Consider the following 19519-nt stretch of genomic DNA (forward strand, 5'->3'; position numbering starts at 1 on the left):
GCTCTATGGATATGTCTCAGATCCTCAGAGAGGTAGGGCGCGGCAAACGAGGTTCGCGTGATCTGAATTATGCAGAGGCACTCATCGTTGCCGAGAATATATTGAAACAGCAAGTTTCTCCTGCCCAGACGGCTGCATTTCTTATGGCAGAACGGATGAAGATGGAGAATGTCGAGGAAATGGAAGCCTTTGTCCATGCGTGCCGGAACAGTGCGGAGCGTTCCTCCGTATTTCAGGATAGTTTGGATTGTGCAGGTCCTTACGACGGACGAACCAAGTCATTTATGGCAACATATCCTGTGGCATTTGTACTGGCAGCAACGGGCTTGCCGGTTACGCTACACGGTAGTGAACCTTTACCGCCCAAATGGGGAGTTACATTGTCTGTTGTATTGAGAGAGGCAGGGATTGATACACGAAGGATGGACCGGGAAAATGCCCGGAGTGCTGCTCTCCATACAGGTGTAATGTATGTTTCTGCAGAAGACTGGTGTGAGCCGCTTCGCAGACTTCGCCCATTACGGGAAGAACTGGGTTTTCGGACGGTACTGAATACAGCCGAGAAGCTGATTGATTATAATCATTCGCCTTATCTTGTTTTTGGGGTGTTTCATAATACGTTTCTGGATCGAATAGCCAAGCTTCTTACTCGTTTTCAGTATCAACGTGCTTATGTTGTTCAAGGTATGGAAGGGTCGGAGGATCTATACATTGATCGTCCTACACGTGTATATGCTGTGGAAAATGGTGAGATGAAGCTTGAACTCGTAGATCCTTCAATCTACGATCTGGATATGCCTGTGCCGGATATGATCTGGACCGCGGCGAAGCAGGTTGAAGTGGCCGAGAGTGTGCTGCGTGGTGAGGGTCATCTCACATTTGTGAATCAGGTGTTGTTGAATGCGGGCTTTCGTCTATATGTTGCAGGGCGTGTCCCTTCCATTGAGCAAGGGATATATACCTGTAAACAGCATATAGAGAGTGGGGCGGCATTCCGTCTCTATCAACAGTGGTGTGTTTCTATGGGAGGAGAGTTGCCGGATAGCAGAACGATATCGATCTATCCGGCATCATCTGGTTAATCTGTTCATTGAATTTGGTAACACTCGTGTTACTTCGAATTGTATATTTCAGCGTAAGGTACTATTTCCTCTTTCATTTGCTCTGTTCTGTGCTTATTCCCAAGGATACGTTACGGTCAGGAAGTCAGCGAACTTTTTGCTTTCTTCCCGCCGTTGTTTCCGCATAGCTGCCCGGTCAGGTGCAGTCTCGTACAGCTTTTTCTCTTCTTCGGTCTCGGGAATGATCCGGGGAACAATCAGTTTGCGGTTGTTTTCATCCAGAGCTACAAAGGTCAGGAAGGCTGTCGCCGCGATTTTTTTCTCCCCCGTCTTCAGATCCTCACGAATGACTTTCACGAAAATTTCCATGGAACTGCGACCAGTCCACGTCGCGAATGATTCAAGTGTTACGGAGTCTGTAGGATTAATCGGGTACAAAAAATCGACAGAGTCGGTTGATGCAGTAACGGTATTTACCCTGCACAACTTGGAGGCTGCGATGGAGGCAATATCGTCAATGTAGGACATCAACTTGCCGCCAAACAAGGTGTTGTGATTGTTAACATCTGTCGGGAACACCCGTGCCGTTTTGAAGCAACGCGTTTCACGTACATACTTTCTCTCCGTTTGATCCATCTCCGTAGGTTTCGGTATCTCTCTCATGTCTCTTCCTCCTTGCAGTATGGCCACCATCACTGTATTTCTAATGCAGCATTTCTTGCGGATTCTTTCTCCCTAGTATAGGTGTCGGTCAGAATCATATTCAAATGTAGAGGTATGAGACTCGCTTATACGAAAAAACCGCCAGGCGCGGACCGGCGCGCAGGCGGTGGAACATCAATCTGTATATTAAGCCTTAGGTCTGAAAATACCGGACGGTTTGCCGATCGGAAGGAAAGCATAACCGAAGTGAGCATTCAGAACGGAAGCACCTGTACCATACAGGGACACAATGCCAATCGCCATCTCAGCGTATGCAGCGATTGTATGGAAGATATGTGGTGCTACGCCAAAAGCGTCAAAGGTCAGACCAAGGAACAAGAAATCGATCAGAATGAAAATGATAAGCAACACTTTGTTGGCTTCAACGGCGCCAATCGTCATGAACAAGGTGAAGATCAGGTATCCGGCAAAAGCAAATCCAAGCTGCTTGCCATCGGTCTGCTCAGCGAGAGTAGAGCCGAACACACCCATTTTAATCATCCAGTTGGCACCCATGGCGAACCAGAAGAAGGCATACGCACCGAAAGCAGTGGTACCGAAGGTGTTGTTGCGTTTGGAATCCTGAATACATGCGAATAGTTGGGCGAAAGCACCCAGGAAGATCGCCCACGGAATAGCGTAGCTAAGTCCGTCGGTAATGCCGAGCTTTTGGGAAGACGCGACAAGGGTTACGATCGCAAGCCCAAATAATCCCATCGCGCTGGGATCGGCGTTTATGATTTTGACTTTAGTCTGTGACTCGGTTTGCATGGTGTTGATAAGCCTCCAATAATATCAAATCTGGATGATGAACCTGTACAGGCCATCCTCGAACTTCATTTGGCATCCGCCGGACCCGGACACACATATCGCCCTATTGTAACCGAATGGCCCGGTTAAGGAAAGGGGATTTATTACCTGAAACAGCGGAAAACGGTTGCTTATGTGACAGTCAGTTGAATGGGTTGGCTTTAATATATCGGGTTTGTGGTGAAAAAAGACGGATAATTACATGTTATTTCCAGAAATTTAACGTTAGTATCGAGGGGAAATCAAATCTGCAGTTCGGCCGAGCCTGAGAGTGGCGGCATAAACTGCGGCAGGAAAGGGGGAACTGGAATCGGAACCAGGGAAGGACGGAGAGGGTCGTAAGTAGCGGAGGAAGGTTGTAAACCAACAAAATGCAAGCGCTTACTTATTTGAATTCAGCAGGAAAGTCTGTACGTATTCCACGATCAAGAAGTGCAAGGTCATGATGATAAGGGAAGTGGAAGGACATGTTGAAGAAACGAAAGGGTGGGTGTAGATGATTGCAAAACAGACACGACAGCTGGGCTTGATTTTGCTGATATTTATATTTACGATTTCCAGCTTGGGATGGAGTGCATTCTTTGGCACGACAGCAGTAAGTGCGGCAGAACCGGATTCAGCTGTTGATACGGGGGAAACAACCGTTTATCAATATGATTTTGGATCAGGGGCTGTGGCGGAGGGGTATACCGGTGTGGGGGCGGATGCAGTTTATACAACGGAACGGGGATATGGTTTTGCGGATGCATCTAAGGTGACGGTGCAGGACCGTGGAACGAGTGATCCGATCAAGTCTGATTTTGCAACATTTGCTGCAGGTGGACAATTCAACGTGGATCTGCCGAACGGTGACTATACGGTCTCGCTTGTTGCCGGGGATGCAGCCGGAGCTACAGAGATTGCAATAGATGTAGAAAGCATGAACAAGGTGCAGCTGAACAGCAAGGCTGCAGGCGAGTATTTGGAGATGAATTTTGATATCGCATTGGTGGATGGTCAGATGAATCTGGTCTTCTCCGGTGCTGCTGCGAATTTGAATGCACTGGTTATTACCAAGCAAGCTGAGCGTGATGCCGGAAGCAAACCTGTTCTGTATCTGGCAGGGGACTCCACGATGCAAACCTACAATCCGTATTGGGAACCGCAAGCGGGCTGGGGGCAGATGTTCCCTTCCTTTTTCAATGACTCTGTGGAGATCAAAAATCATTCCATTGGCGGACGCAGCTCCAAGTCATTTATTTTTCAAGGGAGATTGGATGAAATTCTGAGAGTGATCCGTCCAGGAGACTATCTATTTGTACAGTTCGGACATAATGATGCCACCATCAGTGTGCCTGACCGCTACGCTTCCCCGGCCGATTACAAAATCTATCTGAAAACCTACATAGACGGTGTGCGGCAACGGGGGGCAACGCCGATTCTGGTAACGCCGATGGGGCGCAGGGACTTCAATGCAAGTGCGGGCAAATTCAATGTTTCCTTCCCTGAATATGTTCAGGCAGCCAAAGAGGTAGCGTCCGAAAACGATGTGCTTCTGATCGATCTGAGCAGACTCAGTGTTGAGTATTATGACTCGATTGGGCCTGAGGCTACGTTGTCGGTGTTCCTGCATGTTGCACCGGGGATTTATCAGGCGTTCCCTAACGGAGTTGCTGACAATACGCATTTTCAGGAGTATGGTGCCATTCAGATCGCAAGAATGGTAGCGGGTGCGGTGCGTGAACTTGATATTCCATTGGCGGATGCAGTGAAAGATGCTGAAGTGCCTGCCGAGGTTCCGGTGAAACCAAGCGGTTTGAAAGCTGGCAGCATCAGCAATGCCGGTGCTGTATTGAAATGGACAGCAGATGATACAGCGGATATCTACAAAATCTATCGCAAGCTGTCCTCCGAGCCAGCATCTGCGTATACGCTTGCTGGAACAGCAACGGTTCCAACCATGACCTTATCTGGCCTTACCGAAGGTGAGACCTACATGGTACGTGTGACTGCCGTGAATGGTCGAGGCGAATCCGAGCCTTCGGACGAGGTGAGTTTCACAACGAAATCGGCTGCATATCGATACGACTTCGGTCCAGTGGGCTCTCCGGTCGCAGAAGGGTATAACGAAGTGACTCGAAATACGTTATACACGCCGGAGCGAGGATATGGCCTTACCTCTTCGGCCAATATGGCCGATCGGGATCGTGGCAGTGCCACGGATGCGCTGCGCCGTGACTTCGTCATCTATTTTGGCGGGAATTATGAGTTTAAGGTAGATATGCCGAATGGCGGTTATTCGGTTAAAGCCTACATTGGGGACTGGATCGGCTCCGCTCGAACCAATATCAATATCGAGGGCAAGGACTATGGGACGGTATCTTCCGGTGCACAGAATATCGCAGAAAAAGTGATCAACGATGTCCAGGTTCAGGATGGTCAGATGAATCTGGTGTTTAGTGGACAGACCGCGCATCTGAACGGTTTGGAGATCACACCAACCTTTATGGCTCCATCCGGGCTTCAACTGGATGAACTCGATCTGAACAGTGATCCGATCCGTGCAGTATTGTCGTGGGAGGCAGTTGCTGGAGATGTACAGTACAAGGTCTATCGGCAATCTGCCGGAGCAACTAAACCCGAATTGCTTGCTACAGTTGATAATCCTGCCTACACAGATAACCAGATCGAACTTGGGATGAACTACGTGTACACAGTATCGGCAGTGGATCAGACAGGAATGGAGTCGCTGGCATCCAATGCACTGAACGTATCTACAATTGACCCGAGTGTAACGAAAGCGGAAGCACCTTCCGGGCTGGCGTTACAAGAGATCCAGAAAAACGATGTCTCCTTCATATGGAATGAAGCTACTGGTGCACGATTTTACCAAATCTATCGTTCCAAAAGCCAGAGTGGGCCGTATGAGATGATTGGTCGGACCAAGGAAACTTCGTATAAAGACTCCACCATTCTTAGTACGGTTCCTTATTATTATAAAGTGGCCTCAGTGAATGCAGGTGGCATATCCGAGCTGTCCAGCGTGCTTGAAACTCCGGTAGCCACAACGCTGAACCGGGCCATGGAGTATTTGGATCGTGCACCGGTTGCGGTGAAAACGGGGCAAGGCAACTACATCGGTTGGCGCATGCTGGGCCTGGATGCGGATTCGATCGCTTTCAATCTGTATCGTGATGATGTGAAGCTTAACGCAGAGCCGCTGACAGGAAGCACGAACTATACGGATGCCGAAGGTGTGGACAGCTCTAAATACCGTGTTACAACGGTAGAAAATGGAATAGAGAAGCCAGCGACGAAAGAGTTCGGTGTATGGCAGGAGCAATACCTGTCTGTGCCGCTGCAGAAACCTGCCGATGCGTATACCAAAGACGGGCAGCCGTATTCCTATTACGCAGGGGATGCCAGTGTCGGGGATGTGGATGGAGACGGCGAGTACGAAATTGTACTCATGTGGTCGCCGAATAACGGCAAGGATAATTCTCAGGCCGGCATTACCGGCATCGTATATATGGATGCCTACAAGTTGGACGGAACCCGTCTCTGGCGGATCAATATGGGGCCGAATATCCGGGCAGGTGCACATTACTCACCGTTTCTGGTCTATGATTTTGATGGAGATGGCCGCGCTGAACTGATGATGAAGACCGCAGACGGAACCGTTGACGGACAAGGGAAAGTCATCGGGGATGCGAATGCAGATCATCGTAACAGCTCCGGATATGTGCTGCTGGGTGATGAGTTTCTAACCGTATTTGATGGAGAGACCGGGGCGGCGCTGGATACGGTGAAGTATGATCCGCCGCGCGGAGATGTTGCTGCATGGGGGGACGGATACGGAAACCGTGTAGACCGCTTCCTTGCGGCTGTTGCCTATCTGGACGGGGAGCATCCGAGTGCGATGTTTAGCCGCGGGTATTACACACGTACGGTGCTTGCTTCTTACAATTTTCAGGATGGTAAGCTCAGTCAGGTATGGCGTTTTGACTCGAACGATGAGGGTTATGGTTCCTACGCAGGTCAGGGGAATCACAACTTGTCTGTAGGTGATGTGGACGGTGATGGCAAGGATGAGATTACATTCGGAGCGATGGCGATTGATGATGATGGCAAGCCGCTATACAACACAAGACTGGGACATGGAGACGCCATGCATCTGAGTGACCTTGATCCAACCCGTCCGGGCATGGAGGTATTCGGGGTACATGAGGATCGAAGCTCGAAATACGGCATGGAGATGAGAGATGCAGCCACAGGTGAAGTGCTGTGGGGCGTGTTCACGGGGATGGACACGGGGCGCGGCATGGCGGCTGATATCGATCCAAACTATCCGGGTGCTGAAGTGTGGGCAGCCACAATTACGAATGAACAGCATATCCCGATTACCGGACTGTACAGTGCCAAGGGAGAGTTGATTACAACCAAAATTCCTTCCTCGACCAACTTTGGCATCTGGTGGGACGGAGATTTGCTGCGTGAATTGCAGGATGGTATTCGAATTGACAAGTGGGACTACGAGAACCAAACTACGGTTAACCTGCTGACAGCAACAGGGGCTGCTTCCAACAATGGAACCAAAGCCAATCCAAGCTTACAAGCTGATCTGTTTGGTGACTGGCGTGAGGAAGTCATTTGGCGCAGTCAAGACAGCACCGAGCTGCGGATCTATACCACGACCGATGAGACCGACGTGCGGCTTCGTACGCTGATGCATGATCCGGTCTATCGCCTCGGCGTAGCATGGCAAAATGTTGCTTATAACCAGCCGCCACACACCAGCTTTTATCTCGGTACAGACATGGAGCAACCCAAGGCACCGAATATTCGTTATGTGGGTGGCAGTCAAGAGCCAGAAGACACTACACCTCCAGTCATAACAGGTATGCCTGCGGAGCAGTTGAGTGAGGATGATGTGCTTCAAGTGAAGGTGAAGGCTGAAGACCCTGAATCGGGGATTACACGTCTGGAGCTGACTTGGGATGGCGGGATTGTGCAGTCAGGGGATGAGATTGCACTGACTGGGCTTGTCGGCAAGCATATCTTTACGGCTCGTGCGGAGAATGGTGCAGGACTGATCGCCGAGGCAACCGTTGAAATAACGGTAGTGGCCGGGGATCAGGTTGCCGGTGCTCCCGGAGTACCTGTTCTGTCAGACAATAACGGTCACGGAAACGGGCTTAGTGATGGAACCTATACGGTGACCATGAACATGTGGTGGGGGAATAATGGTACGGAGTATAAGCTCTATGAGAACGGAGAACTGCTGGATAGTCAGAAGTTATCTGCATCTACCCCTGCAGCACAGAAGGCATCCACTTCCATTCAAGGTCGGGCCAATGGCACCTATATATATACGTGTGAGCTAACGAATGCCAAAGGTAAGACGGAATGTCAGCCGCTGACGATAACCGTTCGTAATGCTGAACCATCCAAGCCTGAGTTGTCCCACGACAATTGGGATGGAGATGGCAACTATACGATCACAATGAATATGTGGTGGGGCACAAATGCCACATCATACCGATTGTATGAGAATGGTACTGAGATTGACAGCCAGCCGCTAACAGCATCTTCTCCTCATGCGCAGACAGCCAAGGTTGAGATCAAAGATCGTGCCGTCGGTGATTATGAATATGTAGTGGAATGGATTAATGATCATGGGAAAACTACAAGTGAAACGATACAAGTGAAAGTTACGAACTGATATTCCACATCTAATAACGGATATCCAATGTGTAAATATACGTCAGCATAACAACAGGAACGCTTCATCCGACATAAATAAGAGGTAACCGAGAGCATCTCTCCATTCTCAGAAGGACACCAACTATGGGGTTCGAGATTGGAGGGGTGCATTTTGGTTTATTTTTATAAAATACACAATTATGACACAAAACCTTTTCATGCGGAAAAGGCATAAACAGAGGCTACGTATAGAGTGGGGAGAAAGTGACAACATGGCGTTACATCTGGTATTTTTCACCAATCTCTATTAGAATAAAATTAGCCCTTTCAAATTTTGGAGAAGCATACAAAACATCCATGTCTCCTATGCCATATGTTAATCCAACTATAGATTGACAGGAAACACTACAATGGAACACAAATGAAGGAGGTATCAGGGGCCATGGTTATGAGTTTGGATTTGAAAAATAAAATAGAAAAAGCCAGGCATAACCTTCATAAACTGGTGGAGCATAATAAGGGAAGGCTTGGACATCCTGAAGTCATTCGCCAGTCAATGGCACTGGATGAATTGATTAATGAGTATAATCGAATATCCCGGAGTCAGACGCGAACGTGAGAGTGGTATGAAACGGGAATGCAACTATATATCGCAACAATGTATCATGATATGACTTGTATGGTTTGGGCGAACAGAGCAGCACATCAACCCCAATCTAGGAAGGGCATGAAGACCGCCGTCAGGGCTAACCTCACATCACTGTGAGAGAGCTTTGAAGGTGGATCATTCATGCCCTTTTGGGTTTAATGAAGCATGCGTTTGGCTTCCAAGTACAACACCTGCACGAATTTTTTTGTATTGATACGGGTTTGGGATAGTGAGGGCTCCACGTTGTTTTGCAGTTCGAGCATTTTTTTGCGAATCTCGGTAAAATCAAAAAATTTGGAAGCGTAGTTCTCAAATTTCGGATGGGTATAATCCGTCAATCCAAGAGAAACCACATGGCTCAGTGTCTGAAAAATGGCTCTGCGCACCCGCTGTTCCGATGCTTTTACCTCTTTGGTAATGTCTGCAACCGAGGCAGTCTCTCCTAGTTTACGCTGAGCTACTTGCTGGAAGATGTCTTTGAGCGAAGGAAAGGTGTAAGGTGATAGCTTATGTTCCTCCGTCTCTAGTTGTTCGAGGTATTCCAGCATGTCTAGTAGATCTCGGCTGCCCGCCTCCCCAATCATGCCCATCTCGGACAATAGAAAATGACCTGTGGTAGTAATGGTTTTGTCCGGAGCCTGTGCCTGCTTGCGCTCACCTGTCTGTAAACCCGTCAGTCCTTGCAGCGTACGCTGAATATCCGCTATAGACTGCTGCATACGCAGTCTCTCTTCAACAAGGCGCAACACGGATAAAATCTCCAGCCGGTTAATCGGTTTCGTAATATAATACTCAATGCCTAAGGAGTAGGCTTCTCCAATCATGTTTTTGGACTCAATCTGGGAGATCATTACGATCTTGCCTTTGAACTTTCCTTCAAGCGCACGTACGGTCTGTATCCCGTCTTGATGCGGCATCAACAGATCGATCAGCAGGACATCCACCTTATGCAGCTCCAGCAATTCGGCATGAATATGTGCTCCATCCTCGGCTTCCCCGGCAATGTCACCCAATCCTTCATCTTCAATAATGTCCATTAGCATGGAACGCACGCTTGGATCATCATCCACGATAAAATAACGCAAATCTTTCACGTCCTTTCCAATTCATCACGGTGTTGCTTGAAAAGCTCTATTTAAACGGCGATTCTTGTCGCCATAAAATCTTGTTTACTTCACATAATGGCTATCTCCATCTCCTGAGGCACCTCACCTATCATACTTCCCAATCGCGATTCTGCATAGAAGCTCACATGTGAGGTTAGATGACAGTGACTGGATGAGAGAGGCGCATTTTCAAAAAAAATGTGCAGAAATCATGTAGGTATTTGTCTATTTCGGTAGATGCGCTTGTAGTATAAGTAACATGTATCAGTCTGAGTCTATGGTTGTGTAAAATGTTGCAAATTTTCAGTTATTTCAAGCACAACACTCGGTCAGACACAGGGCTGGGATAAGAAACGAATGCAGTAGTCTTTTTTTATAATACATCATAATAAGGGGCGTATCGATGGAGCAAACAATACAAGATGTTGTCGTTATTTTCAATGATTTTCTCTGGTCTAAACTGTTAATCATTCTGCTGGTCGTCTGCGGTGTCTATTTCACATCGAAAACGAAGTTCATGCAGTTCCGTATGATCGGTGATATGGTCAAGGTGCTCAGAGAGCCAAAGAGCAAGGAACCGGGTAAAATCTCGCCATTTCAAGCCTTTTGTATCAGTATGGCCGCACGCGTGGGTACGGGAAACATTACAGGGATCGCACTTGCCATAGCTTTAGGGGGACCTGGTGCTGTTTTCTGGATGTGGATTATTGCGATTATCGGATCGGCTTCGAGCTTTGTTGAGAGCACGCTGGCTCAGATCTACAAGGTTAAGGACAAAGGCGGATTTCGCGGAGGGCCGGCCTACTATATGGAGCGGGGGCTTGGAAAACGATGGATGGGGGTTCTTTTTGCTATCCTGATCACCCTTTCGTTCGGCTTGGTCTTTAACGCTGTACAGTCCAACACCATTACAGTGGCATTCCAGAACTCTTTTGGAACGGATCGCTTGACGGTTGGTATTATTATGGCCGTTGTTTTTGCAGGTATCATTATGGGCGGGGTTAAACGGATCGCGAAAGCATCAGAATATATCGTGGTTGTGCTCGCAGTGTTGTATATTGGTGTGGCTGCATTTATCGTGCTCGCAAACATCACAGAACTTCCAGCCATGATTGCATTGATTGTGAAAAATGCCTTTGGCATCGAACAGGTGGCTGGCGGGACACTGGGTGCTGCGCTGATGAATGGCGTGAAACGCGGATTATTCTCAAATGAAGCCGGGATGGGTAGTGCACCGAATGCTGCGGCAACGGCAGATACCTCTCATCCGGTCAAACAAGGTCTGATCCAAGCGTTTGGCGTTCTGACAGATACACTGGTTATTTGCACAAGTACGGCTATGATTATTTTGTTATCCGGGGTATATCAGGGTTCAGATCTGGGTGGTATTGAGCTGACTCAAGCTGCGCTCAGTGTACACATCGGTTCGTGGGCGTCAGGCTTCCTGGCAGTGATGGTATTCCTGTTTGCCTTCAGTACGTTGATTGGTAACTATTATTATGGGGAAACAAACATTGAATTTATTAAGTCTAACAAAGTTTGGCTCTGGATTTATCGCGTTGCTGTAATTAGCATGGTGCTGTTCGGCGCGGTAGCGAAGGTGCAACTTGTTTGGGATTTGGCTGACTTATTCATGGGGCTGATGGTTGTGGTTAATCTGATTGCCATTTTGATGCTGTCTAAAGTCACTTTTGAAGCTTTGAAGGATTATAAGCGTCAAAAGGCCGAGGGACGTGATCCTGTCTTTACCCGTGATCGTATTCATATTCCTGGTGAAATTGAATGCTGGGAGTCGGAAGAGGAAGTAACGGGTGCAGGGAAGCTGGATGCGACAGGATAATATTGTGCATGATTTAGATTGATGTCAATTCTGGTTCGTTCAAAGGTTTAATAAACAAACGAATAAGCTTGTTATAAGGCACCATAAAACAGGACTTGGACTACCATGATGGCATCCAAGTCCTGTTTAGTACATACTTCAATCTATTAATAAGGTTTTTATGTGGATCGTTCGTGTAGGAGTTGTTCTTGTTTCCCTATTTTACTTTTGTACGGAGTAAGTGATTAGCTGCTCAGACAGAGCTTTCATACGTGTGCCCGTATCATTCAGCTTCTCGATGACATCGGTGAACGATGCAACCAGTGTTGCCTGTTCTTGTGAAGAAGCGGCGATCTGGGATACTTCAACCTCCATCTGCTGAATCACTTGCTGTACCTCTTTCAAGCTGGCATCAATATCGGTCGTTGCTTGTTTCGCATCAACAGATAGTTTACGCACTTCGGATGCCACGACACCAAACCCGGCACCGGCTTCACCTACACGGGCTGCCTCAATTGCGGCATTCAGGCCAAGCAAGTTGGTCTGTTCGGAAATTTCACGAATGAAACCAGCAACCTTGTTAATCTGGGATGAGTTCTGGACAGCCAGTCGTGTGTTCTCCAAAATCTGCTCACTGGTAGCCTGCAATTCTTCGGCATGAGCGGCTACATGCTGCACCATGTCAACAAGGTTTGCATTGATGTCTTGATTTTCTTGGACGATGTCCTCCAGTTGATTCTGATTCGATTGGTCATAGGACACACAGAATACAGCAACAACGTTATTATGATCATCAAAGATAGGAACATTCAGTGTGTCTAGCTCAATTCCATAAATCTCCTTAGGTAGTGTAGAGAGGGTGGCTTCTCTTCCATTTTTCAAAACGGCGAAGTTTTGAAAGGATTCCAAAAGTCTCATGCCTTTTTCAAAACCAAGATTGAACTTCTCTGTCATAATTACATCTAATACTTTCTCGTGGTCATACACGGTCAGGCTGGCTGGCTCCCGAAGGATTAGACTAATATACGGCAAGGATTTTAACAGTGCATCAATAATGTTTATGTTACTCATGGAACTAAATCATCCTCTCAATATTTAAATGTGAAGTGAATTGGAAAATTTGCAGAACCTCTATTGTTCATCGGACAAAAATCGGATATCCTGAATGCTTGATTGCATGAAATTCGAACTATTTTCCAAATGAACTTCGAACTTTTTCCCATGTGGTGCGTTTTCTTGGATATTAGTTCTAGTTGTAACTGTTTTTATGCCAATTATTCGTTGCGAATTTGATTGAAATATAGGACATGTGTCCATTTATTTTGTTTATCAGATAGATCACGTTGGAGGTGGGGTTGGATGAAGGAAGTGTTGAACTTTGAGCTTATGCGGCAACTTGTGCGGGAGCATGAATTAGATCAGGTGCTGGACGAAACGTTAATAGCCGAGCTGCGTCTGCTGGAGGCGGAGAAGGGCGAGATTATTTGTGAAAAAGGAGAACGTCCTGAACGCTTATATTTTCTCGTTGAAGGTAAGCTCAAAATCTTCACAACACTGCCAAATGGCAAGTCACTGTTGCTCAGATTCAGTACACCACTTTCCCTTGTGGGTGACTTGGAGCTTGTGAACGGAAAAGAAGCGAACAATATCGTGCAATCTGTGAATCGCAGTTTGTTACTCGCCATCAGCTACCGTGTCATTCAGAACACGTATGCCGAGAATCCGAAATTCCTCCATTTTATGCTGAGTCAGGTGACACACAAGCTGTACACGTTCTCCAATCTGTCGAGCCTGAACATGTTGTATCCTGTTGAAAGCAGGTTTGCCAGCTATATGTTATCTACAGCTGATCAAGATACGGCTGCATCAGAGGAGATTCAGACATCCAAATTGACGGAACTTGCTGATCTGCTGGGTACCAGCTACAGGCATCTCAATCGGGTCATTCAGGACTTGTGCAGACGAGATATTATTCGCAAAGTAAGACGAAAGATTATCATTCAGAACGTGGAGGAACTGCGAGAGATTGCAGGAGGTAATGTGTACGAGTAAATTGCAGGAGATCATAGTACGAATAAGTAAGTGTCTTTGCACCATGCAACGTTGTTCGCTGACTTACTTTACATTCCTTGTACTCCGCATGTTCAATCCCGCCCGTCATAATAAAAAGAGCACCCTTCAACGAATAAGGTGCTCTTTTTCATTTGGTCTTATATATATGAATCGACCTTGGTCCTATCTGCTTCGATCAGACATTTCCCTGCTGCTCAAATAATTGTGCAATCTCCACAATGACCTGTGTGGCCTTTACCATATTATCTACCGATACGTATTCGAACTTGCCGTGGTAATTTTCCCCGCCCGTGAAGATATTCGGTGTTGGCATGCCCATGTAGGAGAGCTGGGAGCCGTCTGTTCCTCCCCGAATTGGGCGAATAATTGGCTCGATACCCAGTTTTGTCATAGCTTCGTGCGCGATATCAACGATCTGGCGAACCGGCTCAATTTTTTCACGCATATTATAGTACTGGTCGTTCATCTCTACCGTAACACTTTTATCTCCATACTTCGCTTGCAGTTCGCTTGTGATGTTTAACAGGTTGGTTTTGCGTGCTTCAAACTTCTCCCGATCAAAATCGCGAATAATATAGTGCATCTTCGTTAGCTCTACATCACCTTCCATCGCCAGCAGGTGGTAGAAGCCTTCATAACCTTCAGTCGATTCAGGTGCTTCCTCTACAGGTAGCTTGCTGTTTAACTCCATCGCGATTTTCAGTGAATTCACCATTTTGCCTTTTGCCGTGCCGGGATGCACATTCGTACCACGTACCGTAATCTTGGCCGCTGCCGCGTTAAAACTCTCATATTCCAGTTCCCCCAGTGGCCCACCGTCTACGGTAAACGCATATTTAGCACCAAAGGCAGCGACATCAAACTTGTGTGGACCGCGGCCGATCTCTTCATCGGGAGTAAAAGCAACCCGAATCTTGCCGTGTTTCACTTCCGGGTGCTCCATCAGATAAGCCATCGCGGTCATGATCTCGGCAATCCCTGCTTTATTATCTGCACCTAGCAGTGTTGTGCCGTCGGTGGTAATCAACGTATGGCCTTTATACTCATGGAGTTCCGGGAAGTCTTTGGTGGACAAAATAACGTCCAGTTCTCGGTTCAGCACGAGATCTGCACCGTCATAGTTCTCGACAATCTGTGGTTTTACATTTTTTCCGGTAAAGTCGGTGGCTGTGTCGAGATGAGCGAGGAATCCAATGACAGGCACATCCTTGTCCGTATTGGACGGAAGGGTAGCCATTACGTAGCCGTTCTCATCCATCGTAACTTCTTGCAGTCCGATGGAGGTACATTCTTCAACAAGCACCTTGCCCAGCGCCAGTTGTCCGGGCGTGGATGGGCAGGTGTCACTATTTTCATCGGATTGGGTATCCATCTTTACGTATGTGCTGAGTCTCTGAATCAATATATCTTTCAAGTGTAATCGCTCCTTTATGGGTAATATATAGGTTGAATATGATGTGCCAGGCGGGACAAGTGTAACGTTATCATTCGATCGCATTATCTTAGGGAATCGGGTACTCCAGAATGTCTTTGCGTTTTGCTGGATTTTGAATTTTGACATCCTCTTGAGCCTTTCAAAACGGAAGCCTATTGGTAGGATATCCCTTTTGGCGGGCTCGTAACGCTATCATACCATGTTTTGGCCTGGTTACGAGAAGGGTATTCTGCTGACGCGATGGAATGTGATATGAAGCTGAGACGACTGCCTGTGGAAGGGCACAAAAAAGTGCGTACTTGAATTTTTGAACCTCAGGTTCATAATAGCTATGAAGAAAGGATGTGTTTAGATCATGCCATTTATTACAGTGAAGATGCTGGAAGGCAAAACAAAGGAGCAGAAGCGCCAGTTGATCGAACGAATGACCGAGGTTGCTTGCGATACGCTGGGTGTGGAAGCAAGTAAGGTTTTTATTTTCATAGAGGATTTGGAGCAAGATAACTACGGCAAAAACGGGAAAATGTTCTCCGATCAGGAACCAAACTGATTAAGTTCGGGCGGATGACATATTCACGCAGCTGAACTACAAATATATACCTTGGATAGGAGTTGTACTTAACAATGGCAGAGCAGTTATTCTCACCTTATCAATTCAAAAGCCTAGAGTTACAGAACCGTGTCGTTATGGCGCCCATGTGCCAATATTCGGTCACAGCCAAGGACGGCATCCCGAATGACTGGCATCAGGTTCACTATGTGAGCCGTGCCGTTGGTGGAACAGGACTGATTATTATCGAGATGACGGACGTCGATCCGGATGGACGCATTACGGACAATGACCTTGGGATCTGGTCAGATGAACATATCCCGGCCTTTACCAAGCTGGTGGAGGGAATACATGCCCATGGCTCTAAAGTGGCGATCCAGATCGCACATGCAGGACGTAAAGCCGAGGATGCGCCCCAGCCTGTTGCTCCATCTGTTGTCACGTTCTCGGGAGAAAAATATAAAGAGCCGCGTGCGTTGACCACCGAAGAAGTGGAAGCGATGGTACAGAAGTTTGCAGATGGCGTGCGTCGTGCGGTTCGGGCGGGCGTGGATGCAATTGAGCTTCATGGTGCGCATGGTTATCTGATTCACCAATTTCATTCTCCGCTGATGAATCATCGCGAGGATGTGTATGGACAAGATCTGTCTCGTTTTGGCGCAGAGGTGATTCATGCGGTGAAAAAAGAAATGCCTGCTGACATGCCGCTAATTATGCGAATCTCTGCGGTGGAATATGCGGACGGGGGGTATGATCTCGATCATACGATTGAGATCGGTCGTGCCTATCAGGAAGCAGGCGTGGACATGTTCCACGTCAGCTCCGGGGGCGAGGGGCCATCCGGTCAGCGTAAACCTGGTAACTATCCGGGGTATCAGGTTCCTTTTGCCCGTCGTTTCCGGGAAGAGTTGAAGGCGCCTGTCATCGCCGTAGGCATGCTGGAGGATGCAGCACTGGCACAGTCTGTAATCGGTAATGGTGATGCTGATTTGGTTGCGATTGGAAGAGGTATGTTGCGTGACCCATACTGGGCTAATCATGCAGCCCTTGAGCTGGGCGTTAACAAGGAGCAGGCGGCGATTGCCGAGCAATATTCCCGTGGATATTAAAGGTTCTGTTGGCTGACGCCTACTATCAGGAAGCAGGACACCGGGTACTGAGTGCTGGGAAAGTGATCCTGCGGCTTATTTATAGATAGGGATGCCCAGGGAGCATATTCGTATGGTCCCTGGATATGATTATAGATTTTAGAGAGCTGTGGAGTATCGTGAGATGGTATGAACATGAATATGAGTATCAGCATGAGTATAAGTACTAGTGTAAGTACTAGTGTAAGTATAAGTGTGGACATGAGTGCTAGGGTGAGGCAGGAGCAAGCAGCAATGTGAGTATGAGCAAGAGTAAGAGTAGGAGTAGGAGTAACAGTAACAGTAACAGTAACAGTAACAGTAACAGTAACAGTAACAGTAACAGTAACAGTAAAGTATTGGTAAGCGTAAGCGTAGTGGTGAACGTCAGAGTAGGAGCGCTGTGAGTTTAGAGTAAGGGTGTTCATATAGGGTAAAGCGGGTGTGGTGAGCGCTAACGATCAGGAGAAACCTTATTTAGGCAAATGGAAGCTTCCAACATTTCTAACGATCACCAGAGACGTTATTTGGCTAATTTTGCTTCATTGGAGACGGTTTTTCAGGTTTTTCGATGAAATAAGCTCACTGGAGATCGTTAGAATTTTGAGAGCCCCTTTTAGGGGCAAATAAGGTTCGTGGTGATCGTTAGAAGTTCAGTTCTATATTTTGATTTGCCACAATACTTCGCATTGTGTTTTCTTGAATCGTTTGTGAATCGTTCGTGGTAGCCGGCTGGGTTAACCGGTGTTATTGGCTGCATATTGATACAATGAAAAGTGAACACCCGGTTAACTCACAGCATTGCATACTTCTTTCTACATTCTCCGAACAATCGTAAGATTGGAGATCCGTAACTTTAAACGAATACAATGGGCGAACTCAAACGACGAGCCATAAACGTAGCTGTCAGCCTAGTTCAGTTCGGCCTAGTATAGCCTAGTTCAAATAGCGCACCAAACTCATATAACTAACTCTTGCGCCTTGCTTCATATACGAACTTTTGGCTGGAATGTGTAGGGGATTGCCCGGGATTAAAATCTGCATAGACTTCAATATCGGTGAATCCAATCTTCTCCAACACAAGACGTAACTCCTCCATGCCATACCATCTTAGGGTGAGTTCCTGCATCTCTGTGCCTACGAGTTTGCCTTGGTGCCATTGTTCGTAGCGAATCAGGTTTGTTTTGTACTGATGAAGCAGATTAACTTCGGTCGTTCTCACTTCAACTGTAATCGTGTCACCATCGGGTAAGTGGATAGTTGAAGTATCGATCGAAGCGGGTTGAGTTATGTCAGGCAAAAAGAGATCAAAGATTAACTTGCCCCCTGGTTCCAGGTGATCATACAGATTTTGCAAAACTTGAATAGAAGAACTACGATCCTGAATAAGCATCAGTGAACCGCTTGGAATAATAATGGCTTCGTACCGATAGGGAAGCTGCAAATTTACGAGATCGGCTACAAATAGCTCAGGCATAGGTAGATTACGTTCGGTACATCGAAAACGGCAGGATTGAACCATAGCTTCCGAATAATCGACTCCATTCACTTTCAACCCTGTTTCGAGTAATGGAATGAGCATTCGGCCTGAACCTGACATCGCTTCAAGGATGCGTCCGTTGCAATGTTGCAGCAGGTTGCTGTAAAATTCAATATCGCCTCCCAAGGAGTGTCCAATAGGCTTGGTCATATCGTATACCTTGGTGCATAAAGGGCCGTAATAACTGAATGACATTGTGTAATACCTCCACTAGTAAGTATGTTTAATACAGAAGTGTGGAAGGTGAATTTTTGCGGAACTATCCCTTCCAGCAAAACTGTTTGGAAATGGGTTTTTCAGAGCAGACTATCATAGGAATCACACACCTTATATGTAAGATAAACCCATTATAGGTTGAGTTAGAAAAAAGCGTCAAGGAGGCACCATGAATGGAATCATCACCAACAGCATTACCAGATATTAAGGAAGAACTTGTATTGATGGCACCTGCGGAAAAGGTATGGCCGAAGGTCTCAACAGCGGAAGGTCTGGGGTCATGGTTCATGCCCAGCGACCTGGAGCCTGTTGAAGGACAAGAATTCACACTGGAAGCGGGGCCGTTTGGACAGTCTCCTTGCCAAGTGATTGAAGTGAAGCCGCAGCAAAAATTGGCCTTTCGCTGGGGTAAAGACTGGACGTTGACATTTGAACTCGCAGAACAAGCGGAAGGCACCCATTTTACATTGATTCATAGCGGCTGGGATGCGGATAAACTGACTGAATTCGGACAGGCTCACGCAGTGATCCGCGAACGTATGGCTCAAGGTTGGGCCGGTCTTGTACAGAAGTTGGCCGAAGCCGTCAAGTAAAGCTTAAAACGCCGCCGAATATGATGAAATGGATGATGTGCGTTGCGTAGCTAAATAAGGAAGTTATGAAGCGATGCTAGGCTGTTAATTCGGACGAACATAGGAAGCCGTGAATGGATGACAGGCTATCGTTAGATTAACAGAGAACGTTATGAT

14 protein-coding genes are annotated in these 19519 nt (G+C 47.1%); 8 read left to right on the forward strand and 6 right to left on the reverse strand.

Annotated features, from left to right (window positions below; translation table 11 throughout):
• Positions 1-5 precede the first annotated feature (5 nt).
• On the forward strand, positions 6-1082 hold the full coding sequence (locus tag ABIE27_RS05455) for an anthranilate phosphoribosyltransferase (RefSeq protein ID WP_123063988.1): 1077 nt from the start codon (positions 6-8) through the stop codon (positions 1080-1082).
• 93 nt (positions 1083-1175) lie between these two features.
• Here the strand turns inward: ABIE27_RS05455 and ABIE27_RS05460 are convergent, their stop codons facing one another.
• Positions 1176-1724 (reverse strand): acyl-CoA thioesterase, encoded by a 549-nt coding sequence (locus ABIE27_RS05460; protein ID WP_186331743.1) that lies wholly within the window; start codon positions 1722-1724, stop codon positions 1176-1178.
• A 186-nt stretch (positions 1725-1910) separates the two neighbouring features.
• Positions 1911-2534 (reverse strand): acetate uptake transporter, encoded by a 624-nt coding sequence (locus tag ABIE27_RS05465; protein ID WP_123063989.1) that lies wholly within the window; start codon positions 2532-2534, stop codon positions 1911-1913.
• Between the two features lie 535 nt (positions 2535-3069).
• Between ABIE27_RS05465 and ABIE27_RS05470 the strand changes: the two genes are divergently transcribed.
• Positions 3070-8274, forward strand: coding sequence for a fibronectin type III domain-containing protein (locus ABIE27_RS05470; protein WP_429350066.1), 5205 nt, complete (start codon positions 3070-3072; stop codon positions 8272-8274).
• Positions 8275-8697: 423 nt separating this feature from the next.
• Positions 8698-8874 carry an aspartyl-phosphate phosphatase Spo0E family protein gene (locus ABIE27_RS05475; RefSeq protein ID WP_123063991.1) on the forward strand — a complete coding sequence of 59 codons (177 nt, stop codon included), beginning with the start codon at positions 8698-8700 and terminating at the stop codon, positions 8872-8874.
• Between the two features lie 185 nt (positions 8875-9059).
• Here ABIE27_RS05475 and ABIE27_RS05480 read toward each other — a convergent pair whose 3' ends face one another.
• Positions 9060-9989 (reverse strand): response regulator, encoded by a 930-nt coding sequence (locus tag ABIE27_RS05480; RefSeq protein ID WP_123063992.1) that lies wholly within the window; start codon positions 9987-9989, stop codon positions 9060-9062.
• A 424-nt stretch (positions 9990-10413) separates the two neighbouring features.
• Between ABIE27_RS05480 and ABIE27_RS05485 the strand changes: the two genes are divergently transcribed.
• Positions 10414-11850, forward strand: coding sequence for an alanine/glycine:cation symporter family protein (locus ABIE27_RS05485; protein ID WP_429350067.1), 1437 nt, complete (start codon positions 10414-10416; stop codon positions 11848-11850).
• 201 nt (positions 11851-12051) lie between these two features.
• Here ABIE27_RS05485 and ABIE27_RS05490 read toward each other — a convergent pair whose 3' ends face one another.
• Entirely contained in the window at positions 12052-12891 is an 840-nt protein-coding gene (locus ABIE27_RS05490; protein ID WP_429350252.1) for a methyl-accepting chemotaxis protein, read from the reverse strand.
• A gap of 297 nt (positions 12892-13188) precedes the next feature.
• Here ABIE27_RS05490 and ABIE27_RS05495 point away from each other — a divergent pair, with 297 nt between their 5' ends.
• Entirely contained in the window at positions 13189-13881 is a 693-nt protein-coding gene (locus tag ABIE27_RS05495; protein ID WP_123063995.1) for a Crp/Fnr family transcriptional regulator, read from the forward strand.
• 196 nt (positions 13882-14077) lie between these two features.
• Here the strand turns inward: ABIE27_RS05495 and pepT are convergent, their stop codons facing one another.
• Positions 14078-15316, reverse strand: a complete 1239-nt coding sequence (pepT, locus tag ABIE27_RS05500; protein ID WP_123063996.1) for a peptidase T — start codon at positions 15314-15316, stop codon at positions 14078-14080.
• 376 nt (positions 15317-15692) lie between these two features.
• Here pepT and ABIE27_RS05505 point away from each other — a divergent pair, with 376 nt between their 5' ends.
• Positions 15693-15887 carry a 2-hydroxymuconate tautomerase gene (locus ABIE27_RS05505; protein WP_123063997.1) on the forward strand — a complete coding sequence of 65 codons (195 nt, stop codon included), beginning with the start codon at positions 15693-15695 and terminating at the stop codon, positions 15885-15887.
• A 74-nt stretch (positions 15888-15961) separates the two neighbouring features.
• Positions 15962-16996 carry an NADH:flavin oxidoreductase/NADH oxidase gene (locus ABIE27_RS05510; RefSeq protein ID WP_429350068.1) on the forward strand — a complete coding sequence of 345 codons (1035 nt, stop codon included), beginning with the start codon at positions 15962-15964 and terminating at the stop codon, positions 16994-16996.
• 985 nt (positions 16997-17981) lie between these two features.
• Here ABIE27_RS05510 and ABIE27_RS05515 read toward each other — a convergent pair.
• Positions 17982-18749, reverse strand: a complete 768-nt coding sequence (locus ABIE27_RS05515) for a class I SAM-dependent methyltransferase (protein WP_123063999.1) — start codon at positions 18747-18749, stop codon at positions 17982-17984.
• Positions 18750-18943: 194 nt separating this feature from the next.
• Between ABIE27_RS05515 and ABIE27_RS05520 the strand changes: the two genes are divergently transcribed.
• The gene (locus tag ABIE27_RS05520) at positions 18944-19363 is read left to right on the forward strand and encodes an SRPBCC family protein (protein WP_123064000.1); all 420 of its coding nucleotides are present in this window, start codon (positions 18944-18946) and stop codon (positions 19361-19363) included.
• Positions 19364-19519: the final 156 nt, after the last annotated feature.

The sequence above is a fragment of the Paenibacillus sp. 4624 genome (assembly GCF_050435065.1).
Lineage (GTDB): Bacteria > Bacillota > Bacilli > Paenibacillales > Paenibacillaceae > Paenibacillus > Paenibacillus amylolyticus_D.